The 23,168-nt window shown below is 70.0% G+C and carries 22 protein-coding genes; 10 read left to right on the forward strand and 12 right to left on the reverse strand.

Features of this window, described 5'->3' with window-relative positions:
* Nucleotides 1-1,353, forward strand: a 1,353-nt coding sequence (locus AD72_RS19650) for a thiamine pyrophosphate-dependent enzyme (RefSeq protein WP_031467991.1), incomplete at its 5' end; no start/stop codon positions are given.
* Nucleotides 1,354-1,362: 9 nt separating this feature from the next.
* Here AD72_RS19650 and AD72_RS19655 read toward each other — a convergent pair.
* Entirely contained in the window at nucleotides 1,363-2,211 is an 849-nt protein-coding gene (locus AD72_RS19655) for an LLM class flavin-dependent oxidoreductase (protein ID WP_031467992.1), read from the reverse strand.
* Nucleotides 2,212-2,349: 138 nt separating this feature from the next.
* A complete protein-coding gene (locus AD72_RS19660; RefSeq protein ID WP_156365275.1) occupies nucleotides 2,350-2,910 on the reverse strand; it encodes a DUF6611 family protein in 561 nt (186 codons plus the stop codon).
* Nucleotides 2,911-3,116: 206 nt separating this feature from the next.
* Between AD72_RS19660 and AD72_RS19665 the strand changes: the two genes are divergently transcribed.
* Nucleotides 3,117-4,136: a DUF4073 domain-containing protein gene (locus AD72_RS19665; protein WP_231644899.1), complete on the forward strand. Its 1,020-nt coding sequence runs from the start codon at nucleotides 3,117-3,119 to the stop codon at nucleotides 4,134-4,136.
* A 4-nt stretch (nucleotides 4,137-4,140) separates the two neighbouring features.
* Here AD72_RS19665 and AD72_RS19670 read toward each other — a convergent pair whose 3' ends face one another.
* The gene (locus tag AD72_RS19670) at nucleotides 4,141-4,659 is read right to left on the reverse strand and encodes a TetR/AcrR family transcriptional regulator (RefSeq protein ID WP_031467995.1); all 519 of its coding nucleotides are present in this window, start codon (nucleotides 4,657-4,659) and stop codon (nucleotides 4,141-4,143) included.
* 54 nt (nucleotides 4,660-4,713) lie between these two features.
* Here AD72_RS19670 and AD72_RS19675 point away from each other — a divergent pair, with 54 nt between their 5' ends.
* From AD72_RS19675 to AD72_RS19685, 3 genes are all read left to right on the forward strand, one after another.
* Nucleotides 4,714-5,382: an alpha/beta fold hydrolase gene (locus AD72_RS19675; RefSeq protein ID WP_197285020.1), complete on the forward strand. Its 669-nt coding sequence runs from the start codon at nucleotides 4,714-4,716 to the stop codon at nucleotides 5,380-5,382.
* A 79-nt stretch (nucleotides 5,383-5,461) separates the two neighbouring features.
* Nucleotides 5,462-6,388: an ABC transporter substrate-binding protein gene (locus AD72_RS19680; RefSeq protein ID WP_031467997.1), complete on the forward strand. Its 927-nt coding sequence runs from the start codon at nucleotides 5,462-5,464 to the stop codon at nucleotides 6,386-6,388.
* A 130-nt stretch (nucleotides 6,389-6,518) separates the two neighbouring features.
* On the forward strand, nucleotides 6,519-6,872 hold the full coding sequence (locus tag AD72_RS19685; protein WP_031467998.1) for a DoxX family protein: 354 nt from the start codon (nucleotides 6,519-6,521) through the stop codon (nucleotides 6,870-6,872).
* On the opposite strand, the gene AD72_RS19690 is transcribed toward AD72_RS19685, so the two are convergent.
* Together AD72_RS19690 and AD72_RS19695 are read right to left on the reverse strand one after the other, a co-directional pair.
* Complete coding sequence (locus AD72_RS19690) at nucleotides 6,873-8,162, reverse strand: N-acetylmuramoyl-L-alanine amidase (protein WP_031467999.1); 1,290 nt, start codon at nucleotides 8,160-8,162, stop codon at nucleotides 6,873-6,875.
* 82 nt (nucleotides 8,163-8,244) lie between these two features.
* Nucleotides 8,245-9,111, reverse strand: coding sequence for an MBL fold metallo-hydrolase (locus AD72_RS19695; RefSeq protein ID WP_031468000.1), 867 nt, complete (start codon nucleotides 9,109-9,111; stop codon nucleotides 8,245-8,247).
* Nucleotides 9,112-9,200: 89 nt separating this feature from the next.
* Here AD72_RS19695 and AD72_RS37965 point away from each other — a divergent pair, with 89 nt between their 5' ends.
* Genes AD72_RS37965 through AD72_RS19705 form a run of 3 tightly spaced genes read left to right on the forward strand, consistent with a single transcriptional unit; the run spans nucleotide 9,201 to nucleotide 11,233 of the window.
* On the forward strand, nucleotides 9,201-9,329 hold the full coding sequence (locus AD72_RS37965) for a hypothetical protein (protein WP_255357169.1): 129 nt from the start codon (nucleotides 9,201-9,203) through the stop codon (nucleotides 9,327-9,329).
* The gene (locus tag AD72_RS19700; RefSeq protein WP_031468001.1) at nucleotides 9,316-10,650 is read left to right on the forward strand and encodes an amidase; all 1,335 of its coding nucleotides are present in this window, start codon (nucleotides 9,316-9,318) and stop codon (nucleotides 10,648-10,650) included. Before AD72_RS37965 ends, AD72_RS19700 begins: the two co-directional genes overlap by 14 nt.
* 10 nt (nucleotides 10,651-10,660) lie before the next feature.
* Nucleotides 10,661-11,233 carry a TetR/AcrR family transcriptional regulator gene (locus AD72_RS19705; protein WP_031468002.1) on the forward strand — a complete coding sequence of 191 codons (573 nt, stop codon included), beginning with the start codon at nucleotides 10,661-10,663 and terminating at the stop codon, nucleotides 11,231-11,233.
* A 409-nt stretch (nucleotides 11,234-11,642) separates the two neighbouring features.
* Here AD72_RS19705 and AD72_RS19710 read toward each other — a convergent pair whose 3' ends face one another.
* The 6 genes from AD72_RS19710 to AD72_RS19735 are packed head-to-tail and all read right to left on the reverse strand — an operon-like array spanning nucleotide 11,643 to nucleotide 18,726.
* Nucleotides 11,643-12,449, reverse strand: a complete 807-nt coding sequence (locus AD72_RS19710) for an enoyl-CoA hydratase/isomerase family protein (RefSeq protein WP_051898795.1) — start codon at nucleotides 12,447-12,449, stop codon at nucleotides 11,643-11,645.
* On the reverse strand, nucleotides 12,446-13,621 hold the full coding sequence (locus AD72_RS19715; protein WP_031468004.1) for a CaiB/BaiF CoA transferase family protein: 1,176 nt from the start codon (nucleotides 13,619-13,621) through the stop codon (nucleotides 12,446-12,448). Before AD72_RS19715 ends, AD72_RS19710 begins: the two co-directional genes overlap by 4 nt.
* A gap of 26 nt (nucleotides 13,622-13,647) precedes the next feature.
* Nucleotides 13,648-14,961: an MFS transporter gene (locus tag AD72_RS19720; protein ID WP_231644900.1), complete on the reverse strand. Its 1,314-nt coding sequence runs from the start codon at nucleotides 14,959-14,961 to the stop codon at nucleotides 13,648-13,650.
* Nucleotides 14,958-16,493 (reverse strand): class I adenylate-forming enzyme family protein, encoded by a 1,536-nt coding sequence (locus AD72_RS19725; RefSeq protein ID WP_051898796.1) that lies wholly within the window; start codon nucleotides 16,491-16,493, stop codon nucleotides 14,958-14,960. The genes AD72_RS19720 and AD72_RS19725 overlap by 4 nt, the downstream gene beginning before the upstream one ends.
* On the reverse strand, nucleotides 16,490-17,650 hold the full coding sequence (locus AD72_RS19730) for an extracellular solute-binding protein (RefSeq protein ID WP_031468007.1): 1,161 nt from the start codon (nucleotides 17,648-17,650) through the stop codon (nucleotides 16,490-16,492). Before AD72_RS19730 ends, AD72_RS19725 begins: the two co-directional genes overlap by 4 nt.
* Before the next feature lie 32 nt (nucleotides 17,651-17,682).
* Complete coding sequence (locus AD72_RS19735; RefSeq protein ID WP_051898797.1) at nucleotides 17,683-18,726, reverse strand: LacI family DNA-binding transcriptional regulator; 1,044 nt, start codon at nucleotides 18,724-18,726, stop codon at nucleotides 17,683-17,685.
* Between the two features lie 212 nt (nucleotides 18,727-18,938).
* On the opposite strand from AD72_RS19735, the gene AD72_RS19740 reads away from it, so the two are divergent.
* Nucleotides 18,939-20,456 carry a choice-of-anchor A family protein gene (locus AD72_RS19740; protein WP_343123741.1) on the forward strand — a complete coding sequence of 506 codons (1,518 nt, stop codon included), beginning with the start codon at nucleotides 18,939-18,941 and terminating at the stop codon, nucleotides 20,454-20,456.
* Between the two features lie 11 nt (nucleotides 20,457-20,467).
* On the opposite strand, the gene AD72_RS19745 is transcribed toward AD72_RS19740, so the two are convergent.
* Nucleotides 20,468-21,460: a phosphotransacetylase gene (locus tag AD72_RS19745; RefSeq protein WP_031468010.1), complete on the reverse strand. Its 993-nt coding sequence runs from the start codon at nucleotides 21,458-21,460 to the stop codon at nucleotides 20,468-20,470.
* Nucleotides 21,461-21,610: 150 nt separating this feature from the next.
* On the opposite strand from AD72_RS19745, the gene pdxR reads away from it, so the two are divergent.
* The gene (pdxR, locus tag AD72_RS19750; RefSeq protein ID WP_197285021.1) at nucleotides 21,611-23,095 is read left to right on the forward strand and encodes a MocR-like pyridoxine biosynthesis transcription factor PdxR; all 1,485 of its coding nucleotides are present in this window, start codon (nucleotides 21,611-21,613) and stop codon (nucleotides 23,093-23,095) included.
* Nucleotides 23,096-23,168: the final 73 nt, after the last annotated feature.

The raw sequence follows: 23,168 nt of genomic DNA on the forward strand, positions 1-23,168 counted from the left end.
GACCAGGCCTGGGCCGCGGCAGCCGCGGCCCAGGCCTGGTCGGACTCGGTCCCGGTGCTGTTCCTCTCCCCCGGCATGCCGCTGGCGCATCCCTGGCTCGGTAACGGGGAGCTGCACGAGGTCAAGGAACAGCGGGCGGCACTGGACGCGATCGTGGCGTACAGCCACCGGGTCGGTTCGGTCGCCGAGATCGGTACCGCGGTGGCCGCCGCCTTCGCCAGGATGACCGCTGGCCGATCGCGACCGGTGCACCTGGAGATCCCGCTCGATCTGCTGGAGGCCACCGCCCCCTGCACGGTGCCCGCCCCGCTCCCCGTTTCCGCACCGCGCGCGGACGAGTCCACTGTGGACGCTGCGGCCCGAGCCCTGGGCGCTGCGCGACGACCGGTACTGATCGCGGGCGGCGGGGCCCGCGCCGCGTCCGGACAGCTACGCGAGCTCGCCGAACGGCTCACCGCCCCGGTACTGAGCACGGCGAACGGCAAGGGGGTGCTCGATGAGCGGCACCCGCTCGCGGTGGGTGCCGGCCTGCATCAGCCGAGCGCGCGCACCCTGGCCGAATCGAGTGACGTGGTGCTCGCGGTCGGCACCGAGCTCGCGCCGACGGATCTCTGGAACGGTCCCTTCGAACACACCGGAACTCTGATCCGGGTGGACATCGACGCCGCGGCGATCCTCGCCAATGCCGATCCGGACATCCGGCTGGTCGGCGAGGCGGCTCCGACGCTGAGCGCGATCCGCGCGGCACTTCCCGAGCCCGCCGCCGATCGGAGCGGGCGCGCCGCCGAAGCCCGCAGCGCCTTCCGCGCCGATGCCGCGCGAGAGGGCGAGCCGTGGGCCGGGCTCACCGCGGCGCTGCGCGAGGTCGTGGACCAGGACACCATCCTTGCCGGGGACAGCACCCGGGCCTGCTACTACGGGATCCTGTCCGGTGTTCCGGCGCGCCGCCCTGCCGGTTTCCTCTACCCCGCCGGGATGGGCACCCTCGGCTACGGGCTGCCCGCGGCGATCGGTGCCAAACTCGCCGAACCGGACGCCAAGGTGCTCGCGGTGCTCGGCGATGGCGGCATCATGTTCACCATCGCCGAGCTCGCCACGGCCGCCCAGCTGCGGCTCGGGATTCCGGTGCTCGTCGTGGACGACAACGGGTACGGCGAGATCCGCGCCGAAATGCTCGACCGCGGCGAGCCGCCCACCGCCGTGACCTTCGGCGGCACCGATTTCCTCGCCGTGGCAAGGGGTTTCGGCTGTCACGCCGAACCCGTCACCGAGCCGGCACGGCTTCCCGGGGCGATCACCAAGGCATTCGGCAGGCAGGCCCCCACGGTGCTGCACCTGCGCCTCGGTGACTGAACGCGCGGCTCAGCCGAGGATATCGGCGAGCCGGTCGACCTGCTCGGGATCCCTGCCATGGCAGTAGAACACCAGCTCGTCGGCGCCGAGATCGGCGAACGCCTTGACCGCCTCGCGAACCTGGACCGGGCCGGTGAGCATGCCGTCCACCATGTACTCCGGGTTGCCTGTGAAGGCGTAGTAGGAACCGATCGCGGCCCGCGCTTCCGCGAGCACCGATTCCGGGCCGAGCGCCAGATTGACCTGGGCGACGATGCGCGGGGATCCGCTGCGCCCATGGGCTTCCCATGCCGAGCGGACGGTGTCGATGATCCCGCCCGCCCAGGACGGGGCCGCCGCGATCAGGGCACCGTCGCCCCAGCGGCCGACACGTTCGAGTGCTGCCGGTCTGAAGGCGCCGAACAGCATCCGTGGCCCTTCCGGCCGGGTCGGGGCCGGACCGATGGGCCCCGCCTCCTCGCCGTAGGGCAGCCCGGACCACAGGCGGCGCAACACATCCAGCTGCTGGTCGAGCCGACGGCCACGGGTGCGCAGTTCGGTGCCGGAAGCGAAGTGATCATCGGCGCGACCGCCGACACCCAGACCGAGCACGAATCGCCCGCCGGAGAGCCGATCGAGCGTCGCGGCCTGTTTGGCCAGCAGGGCGGTGTCACGCAATGGGGCGAGCAACACCTCGGTCTGCAGCCGGATCCGCTGGGTGGTTCCGGCCAGCATCGCGAGCGTGACCAGTGGTTCCGGGTTCTCGTAGACGAGCCGGTCCAGCAGACCGAGCACCTCGAACGGTCCCGCCTCGGCACGGCGGGCCCAGCCGGGCAGTGCCTCCGGGTCGGTGATGGGAAGACCGATACCGAATTCCACGGATTCCTCCTGAAAAAGGGACGACAACGGTAACGCCGCCCCTTCGGCACCTCGGCGATCGCGAGGCGGGTCTCCCACACTGCGGCTGTCATTCCGGGGAGCACCGGATCGAAGTGGTTCCACCCTAGAACACGCGCGCTAGCGAATTTCCACCGCCTCGGACCGGAGCAGTTCGCCGAGCTCCGCATAGGCGGTGTGCCACCGCAGTTGGTACTCGATCTCGTCGATATCGCCCGCCGCGAGCAATTCGTCCGCCTCGGTCATCAGTTCCGCGAGCCGCCGTGCCCCGGTGTACCGGGTGTGCGAGGCGAGATCGTGCTGCCGCGCGGTGCGAATCGCGAGCAGACTGCGCACCTGCCCGCGAGTGCCGCGCACCCGATAGCCGAGCAGGGCCAGCGCGCTGCCCACGATGACGGCGCTGAACGACAGCGAGGCGGCGATCGGCAGCGCATCCCCGAACCCCAGCATCACCAGTGCGGCGGCGAGGATGCCGATCGGCGCACCACCGCGCCAGAGCCGCAGCCAGCGGCGCTCGGCCCTACCGGTCCCCGGCGGATAGATCACCAGATTTCGTTGCACCATACCGAAACGCCCACCGGTGACCAGATAACTTCCCCAGCGGTGGCCGCCGTCGAGCGGATAGCAGAGCACACGGGTGGCGGGATGTTGCCGCGGTTCCGGCCGTACTGTCGATGTCACCCCGCCAATCTCGCGCCTGACGGATCCGCCGCGTGCCGCGCACACGCGCTCTTGACGGGGTGAACAAAAACTTTTACGCGTTCCCAACACGTGCACCGCCGGGAAAGTTCAGGCCGAGTACACGGCGGGGAAAGCGCGCGTCCACCGGTCCGAGGAACTCGCCGCCTAGGTTCACCACTCGATCCGGACGAGAGCGAGGAACAACCGTGGTGGACCGCAGATCCTTCCTGATGACCGGCGGCGGCGCGGTGGCCGCGACCGCACTGACCGGCGCCCCGGCCGCGCAGGCGAGCCCCGGGCACCGGCCGTGGGAGCCCGTCGTACGGTTCACGATTCTCAGCGACATCCAGGGCGACCTCGGGGATTTCGGCACGGCGCTGGACGACATCGCGCACACCACTCCGGACAGTGCCGGGCTCGGTATCGCCGGTGACATCACGCCGCGCGGCTACGATTTCGAGTACGCACAGGTGCGGGCGGTCCTGGACCGGCATCCGCATCCGCGCAGGCTCGCCCTGGCCATCGGCAACCACGAGTTCTATGTGCCGAAGTGGCGTGATCCGGACACGCTGTCCCAGCCGACCTGGCCCAACGGGGTCACCGAGGATTCCCTGTTCCGCAGCTTCTTCCGGTTCGCCGGGCGCAATTCCGTCTACGCCGAGACCTCGTTCGGCGGCATTCCCGTGCTGTGCCTGGGAACCGAGCGATATGCCAAGTATCACGACCCCAAGCTCTGGGACGAGGTCTGGCTCAGCGATACGCAGTTCACCTGGCTGGAGCGACGGCTGGCTCACTGGGCACGATGGCGCAAGCCCGTCATGGTGCTCACCCATCATCCGCTGCCCGACACCGTCTCCGGCACCCGCAACAAGCTCTACCTCGGCGACTACCTGCAGGCCGGGCGGCTGCTCTCGGTGCTCGGCCGGTACCCGGACGTCTTCCTGTTCTCCGGGCACACGCACTGGGACCTCACCCTCGCAGACTGGTCGGTGCGCCGGGTGGTCCCCGGAACCGGCAATCCGGAGGGGTTCCCCGTGATCAACACGGCGGCGGTGCAGACCGGCTGGAAGGACGACGGCAAGGGCGGCGAGGTCTCCCTCGGCGGCACCTTCAACCAGGGGCTCCAGGTCGAGGTGGGTCCCCGCACCGTGGTGGTCAAGGCACGGGATTTCGCCGCGGGCCGCTGGCTGAAGCAGATCACCATCCCGCTGCACAACACCTGGTGACCGGTCAGCTCGCGAGCACCTGGGCAAGCAGTTCCCCGGTGTCCAGGCCGAGCACCTCGTGCGTCCGGTGCGCCACCAGCGTGGCGATCCCGTGCACACCGGTGAGCCGGGCAAGGGCCTCGGTTTCGGTGGCCGCCGGGTTCCCGGCGCGCCACGCGCCGCGCCAGCGCTCGAGCAGCGGCAGTGTGGCCGAGCGCAGCCCGGCACCCGAATCCTCGAGCAGATCGTGGCGCAGCAACAGATCGAAGGCGTGCGGGCGGTCCGCGGCGAAGGCGATGTAGGCGCGCGCGAGCGGCAGCGGCGCGTTCTCCGTGGCGTCCAGTTCGGCGGTCAGGTCCCCGGCGATGCGTTTGGCGAGATGCCCGAGCAGTGCGGTCCGGGACGGGAAATACCGGCGCGGCGCACCGTGCGAGACCCCGCACCGCCGCGCCGTCTCCCGGATCGTCACCGCCTCGATACCGCTGTCCTCCAGGATCCGCGCCGCCGCCACGAGCAGCTGCCGCGGCAGCTCGTCCTCTGCCATTCCTCGACCTCCATCCGAGTAGACAGTGTCTACGATCTGGTGGACACTGTCTACGTGAACGATCTCGTATGCCTGCACGCGGCAGCAAGCAGCCCCGCCACCTGGGACCGCATCAGACCTGGACTGCACGCGCTCGGCTACCGCGTGCACTGCCCGGTACTGCCCGGTCACCGCGGGGCACAACGACTGGATTCGTATCCGCCGCACGCCTTTCGCGATGCCGTGCTCGAAGACCTGGACCGGCGCGGAGTCGAACGGTTCGCCCTCATCGGCCACTCCCTCGGCGCCTTCGCGGCCACCCTGCTCGCGGCGAAGCAGCCCGAGCGCGTGACACACCTGATCCTCGAGGAGATGCCGGTGCCCCCGCGCGATCACGGGGACCGGCCGCCGAGCCGCAAACCGGCCGCGGGCACGCTGTTGCGCACGCTCGCCCGGCTGCGTCGCGACCGCTTCGACCCGGCGATGCTGGACGAGGTGCTCACCGGGCTACGCGAACCACAGCCCCAATGGTGGACGGAACTCGCCTTGCTCTCCGCCCCGGCCCTGATCCTCGCGGGCGGGGACACCAGCCACCTGGATCAGAACCGGCACCGGCTCATCGCCGAGACGGTCCCGGATGCCACCCTGCGCACCGTCGAGGCGGGGCACCGGATTCACTCCCGCGCGCCGAAAACATGGCTTTTCGTGGTCACCGAATTCCTCTCGGGTGACCGGACCCTGTGACGCCGGTTATGCGCCATTGAACTCCGATGTCCGATTAGTTAGGTTTGCCAAACCTCAGCCACGGACATCAGGGAGTGCCATGCCTCGCCTCCATCGCCTGCTCACCGGGGCTTGCGCGGCAGTCATCCTGGCCGCGCTCGCCGGGTGCGGTACGCAGGAGCCCGAATCGCCTTCGGGCGGTGACCGCATCGTCAAGCACGCCAAGGGACAGACGACGATCTCCGGCACTCCCCAGCGGGTGGTCGTGCTGGACACCGGCGAACTCGACGCTGCCCTCGCGCTCGGGGTACGGCCGGTCGGCACCACGATGCCCGATGCGAGCAATACGCTCCAGCCGTATCTGGCGCAGAAGGCGGGCAAGATCGAGGTCGTCGGCACCATCGGGGAACCGAACCTGGAGAAGATCGCGGCACTCAAGCCGGATCTGATCCTGTCCAGCAAGGTCCGCGACGACGCGCATTACGGTGCGCTGAGCGCGATCGCGCCGACCGTGTTCGCCGAATCCGTTGGCAAGACGTGGAAACAGAACTTCCTGCTGGACGCCGAGGCACTGGGTAAGAAGGCCGAGGCGCAGCGGATCCTCGGCGAGTACCGGAATCGGGCGAGCGAGACCGGCAAGCGGCTCGGCGATCCCGGCACGGTCCGGGTGAGCATGGTCCGGTTCACCCCGGCCGATATCCGGCTCTACGGCACGGGATCGTTCATCGGCACCATTCTGGCCGATGTCGGACTGAACCGGCCGCCGAACCAGCAGACCGGCAAGACCTTCACCCGGCTCAGCAGGGAACTGATCGCCCAGTCGGACAGCGACCGGGTGTTCTATTCCGCCTACGGCAACGGCGGAAAACAGCAGCAGGCCGAGGTCGTCGGCTCCGCGCAGTGGAGGAATCTGAGCGCGGTCCGCGCGGGCAAGGCCGCCGAGGTCGCCGACGACACCTGGCTGCTCGGCCTCGGCCCGCTGGCGGCGAACCTGGTGCTGGAGGATCTGCGCAAGGCGTTCGGCTGAGCGGTCTCGGGCAGGTTGCCAGCCCGAACAGATCAGGGCGACTACTCGGCCAGACAAGCTACGGGATGTCACCTTTCGCCCCGGCGAGCGGTCTATCCCCTAGCAGTACCGGCAAACCGAGGAGATCCCCGTGTTCACCGCCTACCTCACGGTCACCCTGGTCGCCGCGCTCGCGAACGGGAGCGCCGCCCTCGCCGACTTCGTCGGCCACGACTACCCCGCCGAGCAGGCCGACCGGCTTGGCGTGCCGCGGTCCTGGATGATCCCGCTGGGCACCCTGCTCGCGGCGGGTGCGCTCGGTCTGCTCGCCGGGTTCGCCGTCCCGGTGCTCGGCACGCTCGCCGCGGCGGGGCTCGTGCTGTACTTCCTCGGGGCCCTGGTCGCGCACCTGCGGGTGCGCGACCGGGACCTCGCGGGCTGGGCGGTGTTCTTCTGCCTCGCCCTCGCGGCGCTCATCCTGCGCCTGCGGCTCGGCTGGGCGTGACTACCGCAGGTCCGATTCCTTGACCCACGCGTAGCGGTGGTTGAAGTCCACCAGGCGGTAGACCGTGGAACCGCGCACCAGGGTGTGGTTGGCGGGCACGTTCGCCTTGTCGTAGCGCGCGTAGTAGTTGGCCGCCTGCATCGGCTCGACCTCGGTGTAGGACTGCCCCTTCGGGATGGTCCAGGACAGCGGCTTCGGCGTCCAGCTCTGCTCGAACGGGATCTCGGCCGGGTACTCGGACTTCTCCGGGAAGGCGAGCCCGTACACCGGGATGTCCTTGTGCGCGGTGAGCGTGCTGGCCCGCACGGAGACGGTGTTGCGTCCCTCCGGGTTCTCGAACCACGCTTTCTTTCCGCCGAACCAGATCGCGGTCCAGTCCCCGCTGGTCCCGGCGACCACGTAGCGGTGCCCGGTCACGGCCTTGTCCGAACCGTCGTCGATCTTGGTGGTACCCGGTTTACCGTCCGGGTGCAGCAGCGGGTCGCCGAGCAGCGGGGCCTTGGCGTCCGGGGCAGTGCGCAGGTAGACGAAGTTCGCGCCCTGCTTGGGCAACGGTTTCCCGTCGGAGTCGGTGATCTCCGGAGTGTTCGTGGCGAAGTCCGGATTGATCGCCACCACATCACCTGTCTTCGGCGCACCACTCGGTTTGCGCTGCGGGACGCCGAGCAGCGACATGTAGTGCTGCCAGTTCCAGTAGGGACCCGGGTCCCAGTGCTGGCCCGGCTGCGAGGCGTCGTTCTGCCCCGGGACGTCCTCGTGCGAGATGATGTGCTGGCGGTCCAGCGGGATGTCGTACTTCGCGGCGAGGTAGCGCACCAGTTTCGCCGAGGACTCGTACAACGCGTCCGGGTACTTCCCGTTCTTGGCGAAGCCCTCGTGCTCGATGTTGATGGCGTGCTGGTTCATCGACCAGTTGCCCACGCCCCAGCTGACGTCCTTGTTCGGCACCATCTGAGTGATCCGGCCGTCCGAGGCGCGCACGACGTAGTTCGCGCTCGCTCCGTGTGCCGGATCCTGGAACGCCTTGATGGTGTGCGCATAGGACAGTTCGGTGTCGTGGATGACGATGTAGCGAATCGAGTCGCCATCGGCGGGCCGGTTGGCCGGATCGTAGACACCGTAGGCGTTCGGGTTGCTGTGGTCCTTGCTCGACCAGTCGTAGGCCGCTGGAGTGAACGTGCAGTCCACAGTGGACGGGCATTCGGGACCGGTGGCCGCCTGCGCCGCAGGTGTCACGGTGAGCAAACCACCGGTGACAGCCGCCGCCCCGAGCAATGCGCGTGCGATCAAGTCTTCCTCCGCTTTTCACCAGGAATCTAGCGTCACCGAGGATCCTAGACGCATTGCGGATTCCGGGCACACCAAAGCCGGATCACGCGGCGAGGCGGTATCCGGACCCCTCGGTGATCACCCGGCCACCGCTGGGATCCGGGAAGTGCGCGCCGAGCAGCAGCACGGAGTCCCGCGCGGCCCTGGCGAGCAGTTCCCGGCGGGTGCGCAGGGTAAGCGCCGGGTCGACGTCCACATGACTGCCCAGTTCCGGCCGCGCGATCTGCACGGGGTGGTGAATGGCATCCCCGATGAGCAGGGCGACGCTCTCCGCGCCCCGGATCTCCACCGCACTGTGCCCGGGGGTGTGCCCCGGCGTCGGCAGCATGCGGATTCCGGGCGCGATCGGGGCTCCGTTCCCGGGGATCTCGATCGGGTCGAGCAGTCCGGCGGCGCGTACCGGATGCACCGAGTCGTCGAACATCTGCTGCCGCGCCGGTTCGAGCTCGATGCCTGTCCAGTAGTCCCATTCGGCCCGGTTGACCAGATAGCGCGCGTTCGGGAAGGCCGGCACCCAGGAATCGCCGTCGAGCACGGTGTTCCAGCCGACGTGGTCGGCGTGAATGTGGGTCAGCACCACCAGATCGACCGATTCGGGGGCGAACCCGGCCGCGGTGAGCCGGTCGAGGTAGTCGGTGTGCAGGTCGTGCCAGGCGGGATTGGCCCGCACCTTGCCGTTGCCGATCCCGGTGTCCACCAGGATGCGCTGCCCGTCCACGGTGATCCCGTAACTGTGACTGGACAACCGCAGCGCCCCGTCCGGCTCGGCGAATTCCGGGCGCAGCCAGGGAATCGCATCGACGACGTCGTGTCCGGCATCGGGCAGCAGCCAGGCCCCGGTCGAGGCGGGAAAGCTCACCTCGTCGATCCGCTGCACGGTGACCCCGGCGAAGTTCCACTCTCGGCTCATCACGTCTCCTAAAAGCTCAATGTTTGCGTTAATCGACAGTAGCCCGTACCGTGACGCTAACGCAAACATTGAGCTTTAAAGGGGCGTCGATGGACATCGAGCAACAGGTCGCCGACACGGCGGCACACATCCGCGAGGTGCTCGCGGTACTGCGCGAGCTGGATCTCGGGGAAACCACGCCGGTCAGGACCCAGGAGGCGGGCCATGCGGGCGAATGAACTCTCGCTGAGCGAGGCGGCCGAGGCGATCGCGGCACGGACCCTGTCCCCCGTCGAACTCACCGAGGCGACACTGGACCGGATCGCGAGCGAGGACGGCGAACTCGGTGCCTACGTCCTGGTCCTCGCCGGACAGGCCCGCGCTGCGGCCGCCGAGGCGGAACGGGAGATCGCCGCGGGACGGTATCGCGGGCCGCTGCACGGGATCCCGTTCGCGGTCAAGGATCTCTACGACGTCGCCGGGCTGCCGACCACGGCGAGTTCCCGCGCCCGCGAAGGGCATCGCGCCGAACGGGACAGCGCCCTCGTCACGAGGCTGCTCGATTCCGGAGCGGTGCTGCTCGGCAAGACGCACACGCACGAGTTCGCCTATGGGCTGACCACCCCGCAGACGCGCAACGCCGTGCAGCGCGACCGGGTCGCGGGCGGTTCGAGCGGTGGTTCCGCGGTCGCCGTCGCCGCGGGAATGGCGAGTTTCGCGCTCGGCACCGATACCGGCGGATCGATCCGGGTACCCGCCGCGCTGAACGGGATCACCGGCTTCAAACCGAGCTACGGCGCGCTCTCCCTCGACGGGGTCACCCCGCTTTCCTGGTCGCTCGACCACGCGGGCGCGCTGACCCGCACGGTTCGCGATGCGGCGCTCGTCGATTCGGTGCTGCGCGGAACCGAGCAGCCGGCGCAGGATCTGCGCGGCCTCCGGATCGGGGTTCCGGTGAACTACTACCTCGACCGGGTCGATGCCTCGGTCGCGGACGGGGTGCGCACGGCGGTGGACCGGTTGCGGGAGCATGGCGCCGAACCGGTCGAGGTGGAACTGCCGATGACCGAGTACATCCACGCGATCCACTGGGGCCTCATGGTTCCCGAGGCGAGCGCGTACCACGATCGGCTGCTGCACGCGGCGCCCGAGCGGTACGGCACCGAGGTGCGCGTGCTGCTCGAGGCGGGCGAGTCGGTCAGCGCGACCGATTACCTGCGCGCCAGGCGAACCCAGGCAGTGTTGCGCCGGCGGTGGGAGCAGCTGTTCGAGCGGATCGATGTGCTCGCCACGCCGACCGTGCCGACCGGGGCCGTCCCCGCCGGGCAGCACACCGTCGACTGGCCGGATGGCGGAACGGAATCGGTCACCGACGCCTATGTACGGCTCACCGTGCCCGCCAACCTCACCGGATTGCCCGCGCTGACCCTTCCCGTGGGCGCCGACCGTTCCGGGATGCCCGCGGGCCTGCAGCTCATCGGCGGCCCCGGCGCCGAGCACACGGTGCTGGACGTCGCACTGGCCACCGAGACGGCCAGTGCGAGGACGGCGGCGGGTTAGGCTGGCGGTCATGAGTCCCCGCTCCATGGCGCGCCCCGGCGGGCGCAGCGCGCGCGTGCAGGAATCGGTGCACACCGCGGTCCGGGAACTGGAAGCCGAGCAGGGCCGCGCGGCGCTCACCGTGCCCATGGTCGCGGCCCGGGCCGGGGTGACTCCGTCCACCATCTACCGGCGCTGGGGCGACCTGCGGGAGCTGTTCTCCGATGTCGCCGTCGAGCACCTGCGCCCCGAGCAGCCGCCGGAGGATCACGGTGGGCTGCGCGCGGATCTGCGCGACTGGGCCGGGCAGTTCCTCGAGGAGATGAACTCCCAGCCCGGCCGCGCCTATATCCGCGATGCCCTGCTCGGTGATCCGGAAAGCGGCAATGCGGGTCAGTGCTCGGCCTACGCCGCCCAGCAGATCGAGGTGATCCTGGCGCGCGCCACCGAACGCGGCGAACCGGTGCCGGAGACCGAAACCCTGCTCGACCGGGTGGTCGCGCCGATCATGTACCGCATCCTGTTCCGTCCGGACGGATTGACCGGTGCCTACGCCGAAAGCCTGGTCGACGCGGCACTAACGGACACCACGACCGGGAAGTAGACCTGCCCGCGTTCCCCTTCGACGCGGTGCGCGGTGAGCACCGCCTCCACCAGGTCCGGACACAGCGCGTCCAGCTCCTCCCCGCGCAGCCAGAGATACCGCTCCCTGGCGGGCGTCCATCCGGCCTGGCGCAGGGATCCGGCAGTGATAGCTGCCCGTCGCCCTGGTCACCGGAAGGTCCGTCTCCGCAGCGGTCAGCTCGCCCCGTTCGGCGAGCAGCGCCAACACGTGCCCGTGCAACGGATCGGCCGCCGCGCGCAGCACGGCGTCCAGCCCGATCCCGCCGATGCCCGGCTGATCCGCGTCCGCGACCTCGCCGTTCCCGCGACCCGGCGCATGCCATCACCACACCCACCGGGCGTGTGTACACCAGCCGCCCATCCACGAATCTCGGCTGACGTCCGCCGCGCTACCGTCCCGAGAACCGCGGCGTGCGCTTCTCCGCGAACGCCGCGATGCCCTCCTTCGCGTCCTCGGTGGCGAACAGCGTGCCGAGCACGCGTTGTTCGGTGGTGAGCGCGGCACCGAGGGACTGCTGCACACCGTCCTCGATGAGGCGTTTGGCCTCGCGGACCGCGAGCGGGGCACCGGAAGCGAGTTCCCCGGCCAGTTCGAGGGCGGTGTCCAGCGGAGTGTCCGTGCGGCGGGTGAGCAGTCCGTGGCGCTCGGCCTCGTCCGGGCGCATGGTGCGACCGGTCATCACCAGTTCCTTGGTCAGCCGGGTGCCCACGGCGCGGGCGAGCCGCTGGGTGCCGCCACCGCCGGGCAGCAGGCCGAGTTTCACCTCGGGAAGTCCGAACCGGGCCCGTTCCCCCGCGACGAGGAAGTCGCAGCACAGCGCGAGTTCGAAGCCGCCGCCGAAAGCGTAGCCGTTCACCGCGGCGATCGTGGGCTGCGGCAGCGACTCCAGCTCCTCGAACACCGAACGGGAAAGCCGTTGGTAGGCGTCGAATTCCGCGGCCGAGGCCTCCCGGTACTCGCCGATGTCCGCGCCCGCGATGAACCCGCGCCCGGTCCCGGTGAGCACGAACACCGCGGTCTCCTCGGCCCGCACTTCCCGAAAGCACTCACCGAGCGCGGTGACCATGGAGCGGGACAGCGCGCCGAGCGCCTCCTCGCGTTCGATGCGCAGCACGGTGATCCGGCCGTACCTGCTCAGCACGAGATTCGGATGCGGGCGTGCCACGCTGTCCGGAACCGGTTCCGCGCCGCTCATCCGCTCCCACCTCCGGCGCGCAGTTCCGCGAGTTCCGCCGCGCTGAGCACTTCGCCGAGCACTTCGGTGGTGTGCTCACCCACCAGCGGCGGCGGGTACCGCAGTGACCACGGCGTCGCGGAGAGCCGGATCGGGCAGCCGATCAGTTCCAGGGTGCCCGCGCGCGGATGCTCCACCTCGACGATCAGGTCGTGGCCCTGCTCGCGCAGTTCGTCCACGGCTTCCCGGGTGCTGCGCACCTCGGCGCACCAGAGACCTGCCGAGCCGAGCCGTTCGACCAGTTCCGCCGCGGGTTCGGCCGCCGTGGCCTGTTCGAGCGCGCGCTTGATCTCGTCCCGGTCCGACCAGGCATCGAGGCGGTCCAGCCCGGTGACCCCGAGCAGCCCGGCGACGGTGGACACCTCGGCCATGGCGAGCGCGATCCAGCCGTCGGCCGCCGCGTAGATGCCGAACGGCGCGGACAACCACGCCTGCCCGATACCCTCCGCCGAGCGCTGCCATTCCTCGCCCTGGTTCACCATCGCCGAGATCTCCTGGCACTGCAAGGCGATCGCGGTGGAGTACAGGTCGACGTCGACCCGCTGGCCGATCCCGTGCCGTTCGCGGGCCAGCAGCGCCGCGAGCACCCCGTTGGCGAGCGTGAGCGCGGTCGAGGCGTCCACCACGGCGGTCCCCGCGGGCGTCGGCGCTTCCCCGGCCCGGCCACCGGCGGCGGCCAGCCCGGACATCGCCTGGATCAGCAGATCCTGGCCCGGCCGCTGTTGTTCGGCGAACACGGTCTCCCGACCCCAGCCGGAACCGCTGCAGTACACGATGTCCGCGCGCACCGAACGGAACGCCTCGTAGCCGAGACCGAGCCGGTCGAGCACACCGGGCCGGAAGTTCTCCACGACCACATCGCAGCTCGCACCGAGGCGCAGCAAGGCATCCCGGGCCGCGGGGGACTTCAGATCCACCGCGAGCGAGCGTTTGTTCCGGTTCATGGCGAGGAACGCGGCCGAGTCCCCGGCCACGAGATCGCCCATCATCTCCAGTCCGCGCTCCCACTCCCCTGCCGGACGCTCCACCTTGATCACGTCCGCGCCGAGGTCGGCGAGCGTCTGCGTGGCATAGGGCCCGAGCATCATCTGGGTGAAGTCGAGAATGCGGATCCCGTCGAGGGCTGCGGGCATCGGGGTACTCCTCATCGTCCTGGTCGTCATAGTGCTGCGTTCGTGGTCTGCGCCTTCCGCGGCCCTCTGCCGAACACGGCGAGCGCGAGGACCGGGACGGCGGCGATGGCCGCGCTGAGGCCGAACGCGGTTCCCCAGCCGAGGTAACCGATCGCCACCGGGCCGATGATCCCGGCGATGTTCGCGATGAAGTGCACGAAACCCGAGACCGAACCGAAACTGGCCCGCGGTACCACCGGGGCGATGAGCGCGAAGAACTGGGCGCCGACGATGTAGAGGATGAACACCACCACCGCCATCAACGTCACCGAGGCGGTGGTCGAGTCGACCACGCCAACACCGGCGAAGGCGATCGCGACCAGCAGCATGCCGAGCACGACCGTCCACTTACGCGCGCCGAACACGCCGAACTTCCTGCCGAGCGCGTCGGTGAGCACACCACCGATGGCGAGCCCGACGAACCCGCACAGCCACGGGATGGAACCGGTGAACGCGATGCTGTTCAGATCGAGCCCGTGCGCCTCGGAAAGGAAATCCGGGAACCAGTTCAGGAATGCGTAGAGCACCCAGGAATAGCCGAAGTACGCGAGCGCGGTGGTGAGCACCACGGGGTTGCGCAGGTACCGCCACCGGGAACCGCCGCCGTTCTCGGCTTCCACCGGATGCGCGCGTTCCTCGGCGGCCATCTCGGCGATCTCCGCGGGCCGCACCCTGCGGAATCCCTCCGGGCGGTCCCGCACCACGGTCCACCAGCCGATCACGAACAGCACCCCGATCACGCCCAGGATGATGAACGGGGCCCGCCAGTCGCCGTGGAAGGCGTTCATCAGCGCCACCACGAGCGGAGTTCCGACCGCCCCGCCGAGCGGGGTGGATGCCTGGGAAAGTCCCATCGCGGTGCCGAGTTGCCGCTGCGGGAACCAGTTGGACATCGTCTTGGCGGTGACCGTCGCTTGTGGACCCTCACCGAAACCGAAGAAGAACCGGATCACCAGGAAACTCACGAACCCGAACCCGGCCGCGGTCAGCGCGGTGAACAGCGACCACCAGGCGACGGCGACCGCCATCACCTTGCGCGGGCCGAACTTGTCCGCCGTGTAGCCGCCGATGAAACAGAACGGCGCGTAGCCGAGGAAGAAGGCCGCCGAGATCCAGCCCCAGGAACTCTTGCTGAATCCGTACTCGGCCATGATCACCGGGGCCGCGACCCCGATCGCCGCCCGGTCGGCGTAGTTCAGTCCGAGCACGAGGAAGTTCATGCTCAGCACGGCCCAGCGATAGCGAAGGCCCCCGCCCCGTCCGGTGGGCTCCTTCGCCCGGGTCTCGGCCGGTGTGCTCATGGATTACCGCCTCTCGCGCAGTCGTCCCCCGGATCCGTCGGGGCACGCCGGAATCGCTCCCGCACCTCGCGGCGCGCTACCTTCCCGGTCGCGGAAAGCGGCAGGGATTCGGTGAATTCGACGTGCAGTGGTTTCTTGTACCCGGCAAGCCGTTCCCGGCAGGAGCGCACGATCTCCTCCGCGGTGAGCGTGCTTCCCTCGTGCGGCACCACGACCGCGGCCACCGACTCGCCCCAGCGCGCATGCGGTTCGCCGAACACCACGGCCGCCTTCACCCCGGGAATGCTCTCGATGGCGCGTTCCACTTCGGAGGGGTACACGTTGAAGCCGCCGCTGAGAATCACCTCGCTGGTGCGATCCACGAGATACAGCAGGCCTTCCGTGTCCAGCACTCCGATGTCCCCGGTGTGCAGCCAGCCGTCCTCGTCGGTCGCCGTGCCGGCGCCCCAGTAGCCCGGGGTGACCTGCGGGCCGCGGATGAACACCTCGCCCCGGGTTCCCACCGGAACCGGTTCTCCGTCCGGGTCCGCGATACGGACCTCGGTCTCCGGGTGCGCCCGTCCGGCCGAACCGAGCAGCTCCGCGCGCCGGTGCCCCGCCCCGGATAGCACGGTGATCGGGGCGAGTGCTTCGCTGAGCCCATAGCACTGGTACAGCCGCTCGCCGAACACCGCGCGGGCGCGATCCAGTTCCCGTGGCGAGATCGGGGCGCCGCCATAGGGAATCGCGCGCAGTGCGGACAGTTCCGCCCCGGCACGCTCGGCCTCCCTGGTGAGCTCGCTCAGCATCGTCGGCACCAGCGGAAGCACGCTCACCCGGTGCCGTTCCACCAGTTCGAGCACCGCGGCCGGATCGAACCGCGCGACGGGGAGGATCGCGGCGCCGCGGAAGGTGCACGCCGCACCGGCCGAGCCGCCGAAGTGGCTCATCGGGGCCACGTGCAGCACCACATCTCCGGGACCGACCGGTGGAAGCTCCGCCCAGAAGGCACGCATCATCGCGGCCCACCCGGTGTGCGTGACCATGGCCCCCTTCGGGCTTCCCGTGGAGCCCGAGGTGTACATCAGCGCGGTCACCGAGTCTTCGGGCGGCGCGGGTTCCGTCGGCTCGAACCCGGCGCCCTCGGTGAGATCCGCGAACAGTTCAGCTCCGGCGTGGATCGTGTGCCACGGACCATCGGAAACCTCGCGGTGTTCGGGTTCGCAGATCACCGCGGCCGCGGCACAGTCCGCGGCGATCGCCGCGATCTCCTTGCCGTGTAAGCGATGCCCGACCGCGACCCGTACCAGATCGGCGAGGAACACGGCATGGTCGAGGATCAGCGACTCGGGACGGTTCGCGATCGCGATCACCACCCGGTCCCCGGGACGCAGCCCGGCGGCCCGCAGCTTCGCGGCGCAGGCCCGTGCCGCGGTGCCGAGTTCGGCGAAGCTCAGTGTCTCCCGGACTTCGGCTGTCCCGGCACCGAGTATCGCGGGCGCGCTCGCGTACCGCCGGTGCGCCCGCGCGGTCAGTTCCCTCGTCGTACTCAACGGGACTCCCGCACCGGCGCGCGTTCCTGCTCCAGCCGCCGCAATTCCCCGAGCGCGACCGAAGCGGGTTCGCGGCGCAGCATCAGCTCGTGCAACCGTGCCGCGGCGCGCTGCTGGAACACCGGATAACCCGGCCGCCGGTCGCGCACGAAGGCGGCCGTCGTGGTCGGACCGGTGGCGGTGAAGAACCCGCCGGTGAGCGCGTCGGCCGCCGGATCCTGCCAGGCGGCGCGGTGTCCGGGTTGCCCTCCGCCCCGCACATATACCCCGCGCTGACAGGCCGAGGAGGCCACCCAGCCGGCGAATCCCGTCGCGGCACCGGGATCCGCACACCGTGCCGAGACCGCGAGCCCGACCCCGCCGAGCAGCGTGCCCGCAACCTCGTGGCGCGGAGCCTCGGCAAACCGTACCGGTCGCTGCCCGTATCCCGCCCGGGAGTAGCTGGAGTAGCCGAAAACCAGTGGCACATAAGCGATCGGCGCACCCGAGGACATCGCGTCCAGGGTGCCGATGGGGTCCCGCTCCAGGGAGACCGGATCCACCAGGTCCAACAGCTGGCGCAGCTGTTCCCACGCCGCCGCGGCCACATCCGCTTCGATTCCGTCATCCGGCCACCAGGACGGGCGGTGCGCATCGGCCGGTGCCTCGATGCCCGCCTGGTGATGGCACAGGCTCAGCAAGGTGGACCACAGGTGGGTCGGGTTCGCGGGAAGCTCCGCCGTGGTACCGGAAGGCAAGTGCCGCAACAGTTCCTCGGCTTCGCCCCAACCACGCGGCACCGGCTCGCGGAGCAGGTCCGGCCGGTATGCGCTGACCTGGGCGGCCGCATCCACCGGAAGGGCCCACTGGTGTCCGTGCGCCTGATAGCTGGCGAAGCTGGCACCGAGCCCACCCGCGCGGATGTCGGCGAGCACCTCCACGGGAAGGATCTCGTCGAGTGCCAGCAGGGCACCACTCGCGGCAGCGGTGCCGGTGAACGGATGGTCGATGGCGATCAGGTCGTAGCGCGCGGCTAGTTCGGTCACCGAGGTGTCCTCGAACTCCCGAAGCGAACGGGCTTCCCATTCGATGTCCGCCCGCCCGTACTCCGCGGTCGCCGCGCGCAGCGAATCCCGCCCACGCGGGTGATTCCAGGTCATGCCGAGCAGCCGGGTCATCGGATCCAGTGGTCCCTTCGGGTTCGTGGTGTTCAGTCGGCGGGCGGCGCGGTCGAGGCGCGCACCAGGAGCTCGGGCGGCGGATCGGTGAGCACCAGCTCGGGGCGGCCCGGCTCGTCCAGGACGAGCTCGACCGCGCGCCTGCCCATCTCGCGCAGCGGGAGGCGCACGGTGGTCAGCGGCGGCCAGGCGTGCGCCGCCGACCAGGCGTCGTGAATGGTGACCACGGACATTTCCTCCGGCACCCGGATTCCCCACTCGCGGGCCGCGGCGAGCGCTCCGGTACCGAGCACGATGTTCGCGGCGAGCACCGCGGTCGGCCGGGTCCCGCGCGCCAGCAGCTCGCCCATCGCCGCGTATCCCGCGGTCGCGTCCCATTCCTGTTCCACCACGAACGCCTCGTCCACCGTGCCCATCGCGGTCCGGTATCCGGCCTTGCGGCGCTCGGAGAGATCCGATCCGGGGCGGCCGCCGAGAAACCCGATCCGTTCGTGGCCGAGCTCGCGCAGGTGTTCCACCGCGCATTCGGCGGCCCGTTCGTCCTGCAGGCGCACCGAACCGACCTCGGCGAGCGGGCGGCTGTTCACCAGCAGCGTCGGCAGGGTCCGGCTCGCGCGCGCGGCCAGCGCGGTGTCGAAGTCGAAACCACCGCCCTGCCACAGCAATCCGTCGATGCGGCCCTCGCCGACGAGCCGGTCGAACGCGCGCCCGCCGTCGGCGAGTTCCCGCGCATTGGCCAGCAACAGCACCTGCCCGCTGCTGGCCAGTGCCTCCTGGGCTCCCTCGATGATCTCCGCGTGGATCGGGTTGCTCACATCGTGCACGACGAGCCCGATCGCCCCGGCACGCGCCAGGCGCAGTGCGCGGGCGGCACCGTGCGGCACGTAGTTGAGTTCGCGCGCCGCGGCCAGCACCTGTTCCCGAGTCTCGGCACGGGTGCGCAGCGTGCCGTCCCCGTTCAGAATCCGGGACACCAGGCCGACCGAGACCCCGGCACGGCGGGCCACATCCGCGAGTCCCGGAGTCGAGCCCCGGCCACCGGACGCACCGGCCCGCGAACCACGCCCCTCGGCCACGGATCCTCCACTCGGTTTGGTATAACGTTTTACCACTCTCGCTATAACGTTTTACCTCGCGTACGGACGGAACGTCAAGCACGGATTCCGCGGCCAGATCCGAGCGCCGGAGACACCAGCCGCGCTGGTCACCTCACGCACAACCCCCCGTACGGGTAGTATTACCACACGTCAAAGTGCCGGACCGGCTCCCCTGTGTCACTGTCCACTGTGTGCGGTCTCCCCGGAAACTCCCCACCCTGGCCGGTTCGATGCTCGCGGTCGGCGGCGCGCTGATCCTGATGGGCGCGCTCGCCGTGCCCGCGAGCCACGCCGATCCGCTCCCCGGCGGCCTCGGCCCCTGCGTGCCCGGCGACTGTCCCGGCAAGTACCCGCCGATCAACAACGGTTCCTTCGCCGGACGCGACGACGGCGTGAACATGTTCGTCGGCAAGGATTTCCGGGTGCGCGGCAGCGCGGCGGAGGCCGAGGGCCGGGTCGTGGTCGGCGGGAACTTCGACCAGGCCAAGTCGGGCGGATCGAGTGTGTACAACGTGGGCATCGCCGGAGTCGGATCACGCGTGCCCCCGCCAGACGGTTCGGACTTCCTCGTCACCGGCGACTCGGTCAGCGTGGCGGGCGGGCAGCGGCTGCTCGCCGACGGCGGGGTCGTGCGGCACGCGGGCACCGCAACCGGCACGATCACCGGAAAACGGGTGCAGGATCCGAACGCGTTCGGCAAATACGAAGGCCTTGCCGCGCAACTGAGCGCGGACAGCCGCTGCTACGCGCACGGCTCCCAGGGAACGGGACGACCGGCGACCGGGACGGCGCGCAATCTCGGTTATCAGACCGAATTCACCGGCGACGGCCACTCGGCGCTACAAGTGTTCACTGTGGACTTCGACCTCACCGGGCCCGGCGGCGGCATGCAGGGCCTGGTGTTCAACAAGATCCCCGCGGGCGCGACGGTTCTGGTCAACATGCTCGGCGCCGACCGCACGATCAACACCTACACCGGCGATCCCGCCGACGCAGATCCGATGAACGCGCTGCGCGAGCGCCTGCTGTGGAACTTCCCGGACGCCGGACAGGTCCGGATCGCCGGAGGCGCTCAGTTCCAGGGCAGCGTGCTGGTCGGCAATCCGGCGAGCGAGACCACCGTGACGGCCTCCGGCACGAACGGGCGATTCTTCACCACCGGCTCACTCACCCACGCCTCGCCGCCCGGCGGTGGTGGCGGAGAGGAATTCCACGCCTATCCCTTCGACGGGGACCTCCCGTCCTGCGAGACGACACCGACCACCACGACCACCGAACCCACGACGAGCACGACAACGGAACCGACCACGACGACCACCGGCCCGGGCGGCACCAGCGAACCGACCACCACAGAACCGACGACAACAGAGCCGACCACCACAGAGCCATCGACAACGGAGCCGAGCACGACCCGGCCCACGACAACCGAACCCAGTACCACCACCCAGACCACGACGACCCAGCCCGGCACGACGAGCAGTACGGCCACCACGACCGGCACCAGTCCCGGGGTGTTCCTGCCCGGCCCGGCCGATGGGGACGGTTCGGCGGGCGGTCCCGGTGAGAACGGTCCACAGGGCCCGGATTCCGGGCTGGCGAACACCGGCGCGCTGGTCGGCTGGCCGGTGGGGATCGGCTCACTACTGGTGCTCGGCGGCGCCCTGCTGATGCTGCTCGCCCGGCAACGCAGGCACAACGCGGGCCGGTAGCCGGGCGGACCTCAGCCCGCGCGCGCCTGCACCGCGCTGATCAGGGCCATGGTCTCGATGTCGGCGGCGGAGCAGCCCCGGGAAAGGTCGTTGAGCGGCATCCGGAGGCCCTGCAGCACCGGACCGAGCGCGGTCGCCCCGCCGAGCCGTTCGGCGATCTTGTAACCGATATTGCCCGCGTCCAGGTTCGGGAACACCAGCACATTGGCCTGCCCGGCCACCGCCGAACCCGGCGCCTTCACCGAGCCGACCGCGTCCACCACCGCGGCGTCCAGCTGGAGTTCGCCCTCCACGGCGAGTTCCGGGGCGCGTTCGGCGACCAGTTCCGCCGCCGCCCGGACCTTCGCCACACTGGCGTGTTCGGCGCTGCCCCGCGTGGAGAAGGACAGCATCGCGATCCGGGGCTCGTCCCCGGTCAGTGCCCGGAAACTGCCCGCCGTGGCGATCGCGATCTCGGCCAGCTGCTCGGTGTCCGGCTCCGGAAGGACGGCGCAGTCGGCGAAAGCGAGCACCCGGCCATCGGTGAGCACCATCAGGAACAGGCTGCTCACATTGGCCACACCGGGGCGCAGGCCGATCACCCGCAGCCCGGCGCGTAGCACATCCGCGGTCGAGCGTGTGGCACCGGCGAGGCAGGCGTCCACCAATCCGGCACGCAGGGCCGCCGTCGCGAGATACACCGGATCGGCGTCAGCGCGTTCGCGTTCGGTTTCCGAACGGGACGCGAAAGCCGTACCGAGTACCTTGCGCACCCCGGGATGCGCGGCCAGCCATGCCGGATCGAGTATCAGTTCGGCAGGCACCGGACGGTCGGCCGCCTCGGCGATCCGCTGTGCTTCCCCGACCAGCAGCGGCCACACGAGGCCCCGCTCGTGCAACCGGACCGCGGCGGCGATCGCGCGCGGATCGCAGCCATCGGCGAGCGCGATCCGCAGGCCACCGCCGGAGATCGCGTCCCGCCAGCGGCCGGGCAAGTCCACTTCGGACCGTACAGACACGCTCATCCCATTCACTCCGGCTATTTCATTATGTAAAATTCAATTTCATATGCACCGTAGAGCGCGCGGGGCGGAGCTGTCAACGACGGCGGTCCGCGCATTGACAGGCCCGCCCCCTGCTCTTACGTTGACCGGCATCCGTGCCGTCTCAGCTCAATGGAGAACCGACGCGAGGAGTCGACCTTGCCGCGCACGCTCATCGCGATCGATCGCGACTCGGCCGAACCGCTGTACCGGCAGGTGCGCAAGGCGATCGAGCACGGGATCGCGGTCGGCATCTACGATCCGCGCCACCGGCTGCCCAGTTCCCGGGCGCTGGCGACCGAACTCGGCGTCTCCCGGAACACGATCAACCTGGCCTATCAGGAGCTGATCGCCGAGGGTTTCGTGTCCAGCAGGGAACGCAGCGGACTGTTCGTCAATCCGGAGATGCGGCCACAGGGCGTGCCCGCGCAGCCCACACCGGGGCAGGGCATCGACTGGTCCGCGCGGCTGCGCCGGTTCCCCGACGCCGCGCTGCCGCACATCGAGAAACGCCCGGACTGGCACCGGTATCCCTATCCGTTCCTCGCCGGGCAGGTGGACATCGGGGCGTTCCCGGCGCGGGCCTGGACGCGCAGCCTCCGCGAGGCGCTCGACCAGCCGCATGTCGCGCACAGCCTCGCGGACAGCATGGACACCGACGATCCGCTGCTGATCGAGCAGCTGTGCCGCCAGCTGCTGCCCGCACGCGGCATCGAGGCCGGCCCGGAGGAAGTACTCATCACGGTCGGTTCACAGCAGGGACTGGATCTGCTCGGCCGCGCGCTGCTCGGCCCGGAAAGCCGGGTGGCCATGGAGGATCCCGGTTACCTGGATGCCAGGCACATCTTCCTGCGCACCGGTGCCGCACTGACCGGCATCCCGGTGGACCGCAGCGGAATGCGGCCGCCGCACTCGCTTTCCGGGACGGATCTGCTGTATCTGACCCCGAGCCATCACCATCCCACCAATGCCACGCTGAGCATCGGCAGGCGCCGCGCGCTGCTCGGGCTCGCCGATGCCGCGGGCACGGTGCTCGTGGAGGACGACTACGACAGCGAGTTCCGCTACCAGGGCAGCCCGACACCGGCACTGAAGGCGCTCGACACCGGCGGGGACGCGGTGTATCTGGGCACCTTCTCCAAGTTCCTCTCCCCCGGCCTCCGGCTCGGTTATCTCGTCGGGCCGCGGGCGCTGATCACCGAACTGCGTCAGGTGCGCCGTTATGTGCTCCGCCATCCGCCTGGGCAGCTGCAGCGGGCGCTCGCCCTGCTCATCGCCTCCGGGGAGTACCACCGCTCGCTGCGCCGCTATCGCACCAGGCTGATGCGCAAGTGGACCGCGGTGACCGAGGCGGTGCACGAGTACCTTCCCTGGCCGCAGCCGCCGTACCCACCGGGCGGGGTCAGCCTCTGGGTCAGCGGCCCGCCGGAGCTGGACTGCCGCGAACTGGTCGCCGTGGCCGAACGCGCCGGGGTGCTGATCGAGCCAGGGGACATCTTCTTCACCGAAGGCAAGCCACGCAACCACTTCCGCATCGGGTTCGCCGCGATCCCACAACGTGCGATCGTCCCCGGGGTGCGCTTGCTCGGCGGGCTCGCCCGTGATCTGCTTGGCTGAGCCGGAAACTGGTACCACCGGCGGACACGATTCTGGACCTTTCCCGGCCGCCCGCCGTGGCGCACGCTCAGGC

The sequence above is a fragment of the Sciscionella sediminilitoris genome, assembly GCF_000737195.2.
Classification (GTDB): domain Bacteria; phylum Actinomycetota; class Actinomycetes; order Mycobacteriales; family Pseudonocardiaceae; genus Sciscionella; species Sciscionella sediminilitoris.